The following is an 11,716-nucleotide window of genomic DNA, read 5'->3' as shown; positions in this document are numbered from 1 at the left end:
CTTAATCGGAGGGTGATATGGCAATGACTTACCACCTGGACGTCGTCAGCGCAGAGCAACAAATGTTCTCTGGTCTGGTCGAGAAAATCCAGGTAACGGGTAGTGAAGGTGAACTGGGTATTTTCCCGGGTCACGCACCGCTGCTCACCGCCATTAAGCCTGGTATGATCCGCATCGTTAAACAGTTCGGTCATGAAGAGTTTATCTACCTGTCCGGCGGCATTCTCGAAGTGCAGCCTGGCAGCGTGACCGTTCTGGCTGATACCGCGATTCGCGGACAGGATCTCGATGAAGCGAGAGCCCTGGAAGCGAAGCGTAAGGCTGAAGAGCACATCAAGAGCTCTCATGGTGACGTGGATTACGCTCAGGCATCTGCGGAACTGGCCAAAGCGATCGCGAAACTGCGCGTTATCGAGTTGACCAAAAAAGCGATGTAACACCGGCTTGAAAAGCATAAAGGCCAGTCTGGTTTCCAGGCTGGCTTTTTTTTGCTTTTGCTGCAAGAACATTTAAATTGAAAGCTGTTTTGTGATTTAGATCATAAAAATATTGATTGGCTAAAAAATGCGGCGTAGACTCTTTTTATGTGATGTGTGTCACATAATAAAATCAGATAAAAAGAGATGCCAACATGAAATTACTCAATAAAATCATCGCCATGTTCAGCAATATGAGCTTTTAGACTTTACCTGCCTGTCCTGTGGCGCGATGCTTGATATGGTTTATCAGTCAGCGCCACTTGTTGTTATAAATCCCCTCCCCCTACTCTTCTCCCTCAACTTTTTATTTCGCGTACACATGTTCGGTTTCTCACTGAATCACATAAAAAAAATCGGGCCTTGCATGTGTAACTCTTTATTCATGCGGTAAAAAAATAGCAAAAACATTAACCTAAGGCTTTAATAAGAGCAGTCCCCAGGTTTTTGGCAGACAAAAGATACTGATTTAGACGAAAATAGTGAGTTATCAGATGGGGAATTACCCCTGTTGAACGTTTTATCTTCGGTCCATTTCACGCTGAAAAAAATGTAGTATTTTCAATGTGAAACGGTATAAATTCGTTCTCAAATTACAGTCAGGATGTGTATGTTGAATAATGCTATGAGCGTCGTGATCCTTGCCGCAGGCAAAGGCACGCGTATGTATTCCGATCTCCCTAAAGTGCTGCATACCCTCGCAGGAAAACCGATGATTCAGCATGTCATTGATGCTGCTAATGAATTAGGTGCGACTCACGTACATCTGGTCTACGGGCACGGTGGTGATTTGCTCAAGCAGACGCTGAAAGATGGCAATCTGAACTGGGTTCTGCAGGCGGAACAGTTGGGTACCGGCCATGCAATGCAGCAGGCGGCGCCATTCTTTGGTGATGATGAAGACATTTTAATGCTCTATGGCGATGTGCCGCTGATCTCTACCGATACCTTACGTCGCCTGCGTGAAGCCAAACCGCAGAGCGGCATTGGCTTGCTAACGGTAAAACTTGATGACCCAACCGGTTATGGCCGAATTACCCGCGATAACGGCAATGTCACGGGTATCGTTGAGCATAAAGATGCCACCGACGAGCAGCGTCAAATCCAGGAAATAAACACTGGTATCCTGATTGCCAACGGCGCTGACATGAAGCGTTGGCTGTCTAAACTGACCAACAACAACGTGCAGGGTGAATACTACATCACCGATATCATCGCGATGGCGTATCAGGAAGGACGTGAAATTGCTGCAGTACATCCTGCACGCATTAGCGAAACTGAAGGGGTGAATAACCGTCTTCAGCTATCCCGTCTGGAACGTGTTTATCAGTCCGAGCAGGCAGAAAAACTGCTGCTGGCAGGCGTGATGCTGCGCGATCCGGCACGTTTTGATCTTCGCGGTACGCTTATTCACGGGCGCGATGTTGAAATTGATACTAACGTTATCATTGAAGGTAACGTAACCGTTGGGGATCGCGTCAAGATTGGCGCCGGTTGCATCATCAAAAACAGCGTGATTGGTGAGGGTTGCGAGCTTAGCCCATACAGTGTGGTGGAAGATGCGCATCTGGAAGCCGCTTGCACCATTGGTCCATTCGCACGTCTGCGCCCGGGTGCTGAGCTGCAGGAAGGCGCGCACGTGGGTAACTTTGTCGAAATGAAAAAAGCGCGTCTGGGTAAAGGCTCCAAAGCCGGTCATTTGACCTACCTGGGTGATGCGGAGATTGGCGATAACGTGAATATCGGCGCGGGTACGATTACCTGCAACTACGATGGCGCCAATAAGTTTAAAACCATTATTGGTGATGATGTGTTTGTGGGGTCTGATACTCAGCTGGTGGCGCCTGTCACCGTGGGTAAAGGTGCGACGATTGCCGCCGGAACCACCGTAACGCGTAATGTCGCCGATAACGAACTGGTATTAAGCCGTGTACCTCAGGTCCATAAACAGGGCTGGCAGCGTCCGGTGAAGAAGAAGTAAGTGATTTTTGCCAGATGGCGGCCTACGTGCGGTGACGTTCTGTAGGCCTGATAAGCGTAAGCGCCATCAGGCAGACAAGAGATGAGGGGATAACATAATCCTCCGCTCAACAAGCAATACCATAAAAATAACCCCACTCTCTACAAGGCTCGGGGCGCCCGAAATGGGCAAATACAGGTCAGCGACAACGACAGGCATAATGCCTAAATTCGGAATCAAAAAATATGTGTGGAATTGTTGGCGCTATCGCGCAGCGTGATGTAGCTGAAATCCTTCTCGAAGGTTTACGTCGTCTGGAATATCGTGGTTATGACTCTGCTGGTCTGGCCGTCGTCGATGCTGAAGGTAACATGACCCGTCTGCGTCGTCTGGGTAAAGTGCAGATGCTGACTGCTGCTGCGGAAGAACATCCGTTGCATGGTGGTACAGGTATCGCTCACACCCGCTGGGCGACACACGGTGAACCTTCAGAAGCGAACGCGCATCCCCATGTTTCTGAACACATTGTTGTGGTGCATAACGGAATCATTGAAAACCATGAACCACTGCGTGAGCTGTTGAAAACGCGTGGCTATACCTTTGTTTCTGAAACCGACACCGAAGTGATTGCTCACCTGGTGCACTGGGAACTGGAACAGGGTGGTACGCTGCGTGAAGCCGTGCTGCGTACTATTCCCCAACTACGTGGTGCCTACGGCACGGTGATCATGGATACCCGTAATCCGGAAACCCTGCTGGCGGCCCGTTCTGGTAGCCCGCTGGTGATTGGTCTGGGTATGGGCGAAAACTTCATCGCTTCCGATCAGCTGGCGCTGCTGCCGGTAACCCGTCGCTTCATCTTCCTGGAAGAGGGTGACATCGCGGAAGTGACTCGTCGTTCTGTCTCTATTTTCGACAAGTCTGGCGCAGAAGTGAAACGTCAGGATATCGAATCGAATCTGCAGTATGACGCGGGCGAAAAAGGTATTTATCGCCACTACATGCAGAAAGAGATCTACGAACAGCCGAACGCGATTAAAAATACGCTGACCGGGCGCATTAGCCACGGTGAAGTAGATTTAAGCGAGCTGGGGTCGCGTGCCAACGAGCTGCTGTCTCAGGTTGAGCATATCCAGATTATCGCCTGCGGTACGTCTTACAACTCCGGTATGGTGTCCCGCTACTGGTTTGAATCGCTGGCGGGTATTCCTTGTGATGTCGAAATCGCTTCCGAATTCCGCTATCGCAAATCCGCCGTGCGCCGTAACAGCCTGATGATTACCCTTTCTCAGTCTGGTGAAACGGCGGATACCCTGGCGGGCCTGCGCTTATCTAAAGAGCTGGGCTATCTGGGATCGCTGGCTATCTGTAACGTTCCGGGTTCCTCTCTGGTGCGTGAATCTGACCTGGCGATGATGACCAATGCCGGTACCGAAATCGGTGTGGCCTCCACGAAGGCATTTACCACTCAGCTGACCGTTCTGCTGATGCTGGTGGCGAAACTGTCCCGTCTGAAAGGCCTTGATGCGTCTATTGAGCAGGAGATCGTTCACGGTCTGCAGGCGCTGCCGAGTCGTATTGAGCAGATGTTGTCTCAGGACAAACGCATTGCCGCTCTGGCAGAAGGTTTCTCTGACAAACATCATGCGCTGTTCCTTGGCCGTGGCGATCAGTATCCAATTGCGCTGGAAGGCGCGCTGAAGCTGAAAGAGATCTCTTATATTCACGCTGAAGCTTATGCCGCAGGTGAACTGAAACACGGTCCGCTGGCGCTGATTGATGCCGATATGCCAGTTATCGTGGTTGCGCCGAACAACGAATTGTTGGAAAAACTGAAATCCAACATTGAAGAAGTTCGCGCCCGTGGCGGTCAGCTGTACGTCTTTGCTGACCAGGATGCTGGCTTTACCAGCAGCGAAAACATGCACATCATCGAGATGCCGCATGTGGAAGAGGTGATTGCACCGATCTTCTACACCGTTCCGCTGCAGCTGCTGGCGTATCATGTGGCACTGATTAAAGGCACCGACGTCGATCAGCCGCGTAACCTGGCGAAGTCAGTTACCGTAGAATAATCCGTGCTTAACTGAACTGGAAATGCCCTGCTACAAGCGGGGCATTTTTTAAACTTGTTCTGTTTTTAATCAATTATCCCGCCTGTTTTATGTGACAAACCGTCATCTTCAACTACTGTTTTCAGTGTCATAAAAAGAAAATTCTAACGAAATATTATTGTCATGATTGTGACTAACTTTTTGTTTTAAATGTATTTTTAGATAAAAAACTTTCCGTATTTTTCGTTGTCATAAAACTGTCATATTTCGTACATATAACTGTCACCTGTTTGTCCTATTTTGCTCACAGTAGCAACTCAAACAACGATTTACGAAAACCGTGCAGGAGACATTATGAAAGTTATGCGTACCACTGTCGCAACTGTTGTCGCCGCGACCTTATCCATGAGCGCGTTCTCTGCGTTTGCAGCAGCGAGCCTGACAGGTGCAGGTGCAACCTTCCCTGCGCCAGTGTATGCCAAATGGGCAGATACCTATCAGAAAGAGACCGGTAGCAAAGTAAACTACCAGGGTATCGGCTCCTCCGGTGGTGTAAAACAAATTACGGCCAATACCGTTGATTTCGGCGCTTCTGATGCACCGCTGTCTGACGAAAAACTGGCGCAAGAAGGTCTGTTCCAGTTCCCGACCGTGATCGGTGGCGTAGTGCTGGCTGTGAACATCCCGGGCCTGAAATCCGGCGAACTGGTGCTGGACGGTAAAACGCTGGGTGACATCTACCTCGGTAAAATTAAGAAGTGGGATGATGAAGCCATTACCAAACTGAACCCGGGTCTGAAGCTGCCTTCACAGAATATCGCCGTTGTGCGTCGCGCTGACGGTTCCGGTACTTCCTTCGTTTTCACCAGCTACCTGGCAAAAGTAAACGAAGAGTGGAAATCTAAAATTGGTTCCGGCTCTACTGTGAACTGGCCGACCGGTCTGGGCGGTAAAGGTAACGACGGTATCGCTGCGTTCGTACAGCGTCTGCCGGGTTCTATCGGTTACGTTGAGTACGCTTACGCTAAGCAGAACAACCTGGCGTACACCAAGCTGGTCTCTGCTGATGGCAAACCGGTAAGCCCGACAGAAGAGAGCTTTGCTAACGCCGCAAAAGGCGCTGACTGGAGCAAAACTTTCGCTCAGGATCTGACTAACCAGAAAGGTGACGACGCGTGGCCAATCACCTCCACCACCTTCATCCTGGTCCATAAAGAGTCGAAGAAACCAGAGCAGAGCGCAGAAGTGCTGAAGTTCTTCGACTGGGCGTACAAAAATGGCGGCAAACAGGCTAACGACCTGGATTACGCCAGCCTGCCGGACAGCGTGGTTGAGCAGGTTCGTGCTGCATGGAAGACCAACGTGAAAGACAGCAGCGGTAAAGCGCTGTACTAATAGAATATCTTTAACGAGTTGGCGGATGGCGCTACGCTTATCCGCCCTACGGTTTCGACTGTAGGCCCGCTTTGTAGGCCGGATAAGCGTAGCGCCATCCGGCATGGGCAACTTCGTAAACGCGTTTAACTTAAAGAGTGATTTATGGCTGCAACCAAGCCTGCTTTTAACCCACCGGGTAAAAAGGGTGACATGATCTTCAGCGCGCTGGTAAGACTGGCTGCGCTGATTGTGCTATTGATGTTGGGTGGCATTATTGTCTCTCTGGTTATCTCCTCCTGGCCAAGCATTCAGAAATTTGGTTTCTCCTTTCTGTGGACCAAAGACTGGGATGCGCCAAACGATATCTACGGTGCCTTAGTACCGATTTACGGTACGCTGGTTACCTCACTTATTGCACTGCTGATTGCCGTTCCGGTGAGTTTCGGCATTGCGCTGTTCCTGACTGAACTTGCACCTGGCTGGCTGCGTCGCCCGCTGGGCATCGCTATTGAACTGCTGGCGGCAATTCCGAGTATCGTGTACGGCATGTGGGGGCTGTTTATCTTTGCCCCGCTGTTTGCGACTTATTTCCAGGAGCCGGTCGGAAACATCCTTTCCAACATTCCGTTTGTTGGCGCACTGTTCTCCGGCCCGGCTTTTGGTATCGGTATTCTGGCGGCTGGCGTGATCCTCGCCATCATGATCATCCCGTACATTGCGGCGGTTATGCGTGATGTGTTCGAACAAACGCCGGTACTGATGAAAGAGTCAGCCTACGGCATCGGCTGTACCACCTGGGAAGTTATCTGGCGCATCGTCCTGCCGTTCACCAAAAATGGCGTGATCGGCGGCGTGATGTTGGGGCTGGGCCGCGCACTGGGTGAAACCATGGCGGTGACCTTTATCATCGGTAACACCTACCAGCTCGACAGTGCCTCGCTGTACATGCCGGGCAACAGTATTACCTCTGCGCTGGCGAATGAATTTGCCGAAGCGGAATCTGGACTGCACGTTGCCGCGTTGATGGAGCTGGGTCTGATTCTGTTTGTGATCACCTTCATCGTGCTGGCTGCGTCTAAGTTCATGATCATGCGCCTTGCGAAGAACGAGGGGGCACGCTAATGGCTACGCTTGAAATGCAAAACACCGCTCAGCTTGCGGAATCCCGCCGTAAAATGCAGGCGCGTCGTCGTCTGAAAAACCGCATCGCGCTGACGCTCTCTATGGCGACCATGGCGTTCGGTCTGTTCTGGCTCATTTGGATCCTGATGTCCACGATCACCCGCGGCATTGACGGTATGTCGCTAGCGCTGTTCACCGAAATGACGCCGCCGCCGAATACGGCGGGTGGTGGTCTGGCGAACGCCCTGGCCGGTAGCGGTCTGTTGATTCTGTGGGCGACCGTGTTTGGTACCCCGCTCGGCATTATGGCGGGTATCTACCTGGCGGAGTATGGGCGTAAGTCCTGGCTGGCTGAGGTCATCCGCTTTATCAATGACATTCTGCTTTCTGCGCCATCCATCGTGGTCGGTCTGTTCGTTTACACCATCGTGGTAGCAAAAATGGAGCATTTCTCCGGCTGGGCGGGCGTGATCGCGCTGGCGCTGCTGCAGGTGCCTATTGTTATTCGTACCACAGAGAACATGCTCAAGCTGGTGCCAGATAGCCTGCGTGAAGCCGCCTATGCACTGGGTACGCCGAAATGGAAGATGATTTCTGCGATCACCCTGAAGGCGTCTGTCTCGGGCATCATTACAGGTGTTCTGTTAGCAATTGCTCGTATCGCAGGTGAAACGGCTCCGCTGCTGTTTACGTCGCTCTCCAACCAGTTCTGGAGCACCGACATGATGCAGCCTATCGCCAACCTGCCGGTCACTATCTTTAAGTTTGCGATGAGCCCGTTTGCTGAGTGGCAGCAACTGGCCTGGGCCGGGGTACTGATTATTACCCTGTGCGTACTGCTGCTGAACATTCTGGCGCGCGTCATTTTCGCGAAGAAGAAACACGGTTAATTTTTACGGCGTGGCTGATGCGGCGCCGGATGAGGAAAAGATTGAAATGAGTATGGTTGATACTGCCCCAGGTAAAATTCAGGTTCGTGATTTGAACTTCTACTATGGCAAATTCCATGCCCTGAAGAACATCAACCTGGATATTGCTAAAAACCAGGTAACGGCGTTTATCGGGCCTTCTGGCTGTGGTAAATCGACGCTGCTGCGTACGTTCAACAAAATGTTTGAACTGTACCCGGAGCAACGTGCGGAAGGTGAAATTCTGCTGGATGGCGACAATATTCTCACCAATACCCAGGATATCGCTCTGCTGCGTGCCAAAGTAGGCATGGTATTCCAGAAGCCCACGCCGTTCCCGATGTCCATCTACGACAACATCGCTTTTGGCGTACGTCTGTTTGAGAAACTCTCGCGTGCGGATATGGACGAACGCGTGCAGTGGGCATTGACCAAGGCCGCATTGTGGAATGAAACCAAAGATAAATTACACCAGAGCGGGTACTCTCTCTCGGGTGGTCAGCAGCAGCGACTGTGTATTGCGCGTGGCATCGCCATTCGCCCGGAAGTGCTTCTGCTTGATGAGCCATGTTCAGCGCTCGACCCTATTTCTACCGGGCGTATCGAAGAGCTGATCACTGAGCTGAAAGAGGATTACACCGTCGTTATCGTTACCCACAACATGCAGCAGGCTGCGCGTTGTTCCGATCACACGGCATTTATGTACCTGGGCGAGTTGATTGAGTTCAGTAACACGGACGATCTGTTCACCAAGCCCGCGAAGAAACAAACTGAAGATTACATCACCGGTCGTTACGGCTGATTCAGGAGCTTGTTGTGGATAACCTTAACCTTAATAAACATATTTCCGGCCAGTTCAATGCAGAGCTGGAAAGCATCCGTACCCAGGTGATGACCATGGGCGGCATGGTCGAGCAGCAGCTTTCTGATGCAATCACGGCGATGCACAACCAGGACAGCGAGCTGGCGAAGCGCGTCATTGAAGGCGATAAGAACGTCAACATGATGGAGGTGGCGATCGACGAAGCCTGCGTGCGTATCATCGCCAAGCGTCAACCGACAGCGAGCGACCTGCGTCTGGTGATGGCGATTATCAAAACCATCGCTGAGCTGGAACGTATTGGTGACGTGGCAGATAAAATTTGCCGCACCGCGCTGGAGAAGTTCTCGCAACAGCACCAGCCGCTGCTGGTAAGTCTGGAGTCGCTGGGTCGTCACACTGTGCAGATGCTGCACGACGTGTTGGATGCGTTTGCGCGTATGGATCTCGACGAAGCGGTACGTATTTATCGCGAAGATAAGAAAGTCGACCAGGAGTATGAAGGCATCGTGCGTCAGCTGATGACTTATATGATGGAAGACCCACGTACCATTCCAAGCGTGCTGACCGCGCTGTTCTGCGCACGTTCCATCGAACGTATCGGTGACCGCTGCCAGAATATCTGCGAATACATCTTCTATTTCGTGAAGGGACAAGACTTCCGTCACGTGGGCGGCGATGAGCTGGATAAGCTGCTGGCGGGCAAAGATCCTAAAGAGTGATAAAAACGTAGAAAGTAGGCCGGATAAGCGTTAGCGCCATCCGGCAATTGCCCGGTGGCGCAAGCTTACCGGGCCTACAAATAATTACCGGGTAATATCCCAACCCCGTGCCTTCCACAATTCCGGCAACTGTGTCAGATCGGTAAAGGTCGTGACTTTTGGATGATCGATCGGTTTGTTATGCGGATCGGCGCAGAAGTAGAACACTTCCATCCCCGCCGCAATCCCCGCCTGCGCGCCTGCGCTGGAATCATCAACCAGAATGCAGTTCTCAACATTAACGTCCATTGCTTTTGCCGCATGGAACATTAGGGCCGGATCGGGCTTCCAGCGTTGGATATCGTAGCCGCTGAACAGTAAATCAGGAAAATGGTGCAACATGCCCAGCTTACCCAGCGAATGCTGCATTTTGCTGACCGGACCGTTAGACACCACGCACATTGGCACAGCCATGCTGTCCAGCAGCGTGTTCGCACCAGCAATGACTTCCAGCTCGGTATCGAACAGACGTGCGACCTCAGCGCGGTAAACCGGTTCTAAATCGGCTTTTGCCAGTTCGACACCGTGCTCTTCGTTGATAATGTCGATGATCTCGTACAGCTTTACCCCCTTGAAGCGTTTGAAAATTTCTTCAAGATCGAGCGTAATGCCAAACGCCTGGAACATGCTGACATACGCGCGAGAACAAATCACTTCACTGTCGACAAGGGTACCGTCACAGTCAAAAAATACGGCTTCTATCTGGGACATGTCATTTCCGTTTTAACAAGTTTAACGTTTTCGTAATGCATTATTGGGCGACGCAATCGTTGCCGTATAAGCAAAATCAATGAAAAAAGTTGCTCATAACCCAACCCTATTGTCGCATTTTGGTATAGGATAGCGACGAATTTTCCCTCCTTGTTCGGAAATTGATAATGAGTCAACAACACACAACCCAGGCTTCTGGCCAGGGGATGCTGGAACGCGTGTTCAAACTGCGCGAACATGGCACGACGGCACGGACCGAAGTGATCGCCGGTTTAACCACCTTCCTGACGATGGTGTATATCGTTTTTGTTAACCCGCAAATTCTTGGCGTGGCTGGCATGGATACCAGCGCCGTCTTTGTTACCACCTGCCTTATTGCTGCCTTTGGTAGCATCCTGATGGGGCTATTTGCTAACCTGCCGGTCGCACTTGCGCCTGCTATGGGCCTGAATGCATTTTTCGCTTTCGTGGTCGTCGGCGCGATGGGCCTGTCATGGCAGATCGGTATGGGGGCTATCTTCTGGGGCGCGGTAGGTCTGCTGCTGCTGACCATTTTCCGCGTACGTTACTGGATGATTGCCAATATCCCGGTGAGCCTGCGAGTGGGGATCACCAGTGGTATCGGTCTGTTCATCGGCATGATGGGGCTGAAAAACGCAGGTGTTATCGTCGCCAACAAAGACACGCTGGTGTCTATCGGTAACCTGACGTCCCACAGCGTACTTCTCGGTATTCTGGGCTTCTTTATCATCGCGATTCTGGCGTCACGTAATATTCATGCTGCGGTGCTGATTTCCATCATTGTAACCACGCTGCTGGGCTGGATGCTGGGCGATGTCCATTACAACGGTATCGTTTCTGCGCCGCCGAGCGTGATGTCCGTTATCGGACATGTCGATCTGGCCGGTTCGTTTAACATTGGCCTGGCGGGTGTGATTTTCTCGTTCATGCTGGTCAACCTGTTTGACTCCTCCGGTACGCTGATTGGCGTGACGGATAAAGCCGGTCTGGCGGACGCGAAGGGCAAGTTCCCACGCATGAAGCAGGCGCTGTATGTGGATAGCGTGTCGTCGGTTACCGGGGCGTTTATCGGGACTTCTTCCGTTACCGCCTATATTGAATCCTCTTCCGGGGTGTCGGTTGGTGGCCGTACCGGCCTGACTGCAGTCGTCGTTGGCCTGCTGTTCCTGCTGGTTATCTTCCTGTCGCCGCTGGCGGGAATGGTACCGGGCTATGCAGCTGCAGGTGCGCTGATTTACGTTGGTGTCCTGATGACATCAAGCCTGTCACGCGTGAAGTGGGATGATCTGACTGAAGCGGTTCCGGCGTTTATTACCGCCGTGATGATGCCGTTTAGCTTCTCAATTACCGAAGGTATTGCGCTGGGCTTTATCTCTTACTGCGTGATGAAAATCGGTACTGGACGTTTCCGCGATCTCAGCCCGTGCGTCATCGTTGTCGCGCTGCTGTTTGTGCTGAAGATTGTGTTTATCGACGCGCACTAAAATATCGGTCTGGACAACTGCC

The 11,716-nt window shown here is 51.6% G+C and carries 10 protein-coding genes; 9 read left to right on the top strand and 1 reads right to left on the bottom strand.

What is annotated here, in order from left to right; translation table 11 throughout:
• Positions 1-17 precede the first annotated feature (17 nt).
• From OGV57_RS23550 to phoU, 8 genes are all read left to right on the top strand, one after another.
• Positions 18-437 carry a F0F1 ATP synthase subunit epsilon gene (locus OGV57_RS23550; RefSeq protein WP_003023809.1) on the top strand — a complete coding sequence of 140 codons (420 nt, stop codon included), beginning with the start codon at positions 18-20 and terminating at the stop codon, positions 435-437.
• A 649-nt stretch (positions 438-1,086) separates the two neighbouring features.
• Positions 1,087-2,457 (top strand): bifunctional UDP-N-acetylglucosamine diphosphorylase/glucosamine-1-phosphate N-acetyltransferase GlmU, encoded by a 1,371-nt coding sequence (gene glmU, locus OGV57_RS23545; protein WP_054528913.1) that lies wholly within the window; start codon positions 1,087-1,089, stop codon positions 2,455-2,457.
• Positions 2,458-2,681: 224 nt separating this feature from the next.
• Positions 2,682-4,511, top strand: a complete 1,830-nt coding sequence (glmS, locus tag OGV57_RS23540; protein ID WP_003023813.1) for a glutamine--fructose-6-phosphate transaminase (isomerizing) — start codon at positions 2,682-2,684, stop codon at positions 4,509-4,511.
• 333 nt (positions 4,512-4,844) lie between these two features.
• A complete protein-coding gene (gene pstS / locus OGV57_RS23535) occupies positions 4,845-5,885 on the top strand; it encodes a phosphate ABC transporter substrate-binding protein PstS (protein ID WP_003023814.1) in 1,041 nt (346 codons plus the stop codon).
• A 144-nt stretch (positions 5,886-6,029) separates the two neighbouring features.
• The gene (gene pstC / locus OGV57_RS23530; RefSeq protein WP_003023817.1) at positions 6,030-6,989 is read left to right on the top strand and encodes a phosphate ABC transporter permease PstC; all 960 of its coding nucleotides are present in this window, start codon (positions 6,030-6,032) and stop codon (positions 6,987-6,989) included.
• A complete protein-coding gene (gene pstA / locus OGV57_RS23525; RefSeq protein WP_003023819.1) occupies positions 6,989-7,879 on the top strand; it encodes a phosphate ABC transporter permease PstA in 891 nt (296 codons plus the stop codon). The genes pstC and pstA overlap by 1 nt, the downstream gene beginning before the upstream one ends.
• Before the next feature lie 46 nt (positions 7,880-7,925).
• Positions 7,926-8,699: a phosphate ABC transporter ATP-binding protein PstB gene (gene pstB / locus OGV57_RS23520; protein WP_003023821.1), complete on the top strand. Its 774-nt coding sequence runs from the start codon at positions 7,926-7,928 to the stop codon at positions 8,697-8,699.
• A gap of 14 nt (positions 8,700-8,713) precedes the next feature.
• Complete coding sequence (gene phoU / locus OGV57_RS23515; protein ID WP_003023824.1) at positions 8,714-9,439, top strand: phosphate signaling complex protein PhoU; 726 nt, start codon at positions 8,714-8,716, stop codon at positions 9,437-9,439.
• 84 nt (positions 9,440-9,523) lie between these two features.
• On the opposite strand, the gene yieH is transcribed toward phoU, so the two are convergent.
• A complete protein-coding gene (gene yieH, locus OGV57_RS23510) occupies positions 9,524-10,189 on the bottom strand; it encodes a 6-phosphogluconate phosphatase (protein WP_016151219.1) in 666 nt (221 codons plus the stop codon).
• 167 nt (positions 10,190-10,356) lie between these two features.
• Between yieH and adeP the strand changes: the two genes are divergently transcribed.
• The gene (gene adeP, locus OGV57_RS23505; protein WP_003023830.1) at positions 10,357-11,694 is read left to right on the top strand and encodes an adenine permease AdeP; all 1,338 of its coding nucleotides are present in this window, start codon (positions 10,357-10,359) and stop codon (positions 11,692-11,694) included.
• Positions 11,695-11,716: the final 22 nt, after the last annotated feature.

It is taken from the genome of Citrobacter sp. Cf087 (genome assembly GCF_030334285.1).
Lineage (GTDB): Bacteria > Pseudomonadota > Gammaproteobacteria > Enterobacterales > Enterobacteriaceae > Citrobacter > Citrobacter freundii.
Note: the sequence above shows the minus strand (reverse complement) of the source record. Positions and strands in the feature narration are given on the sequence as shown.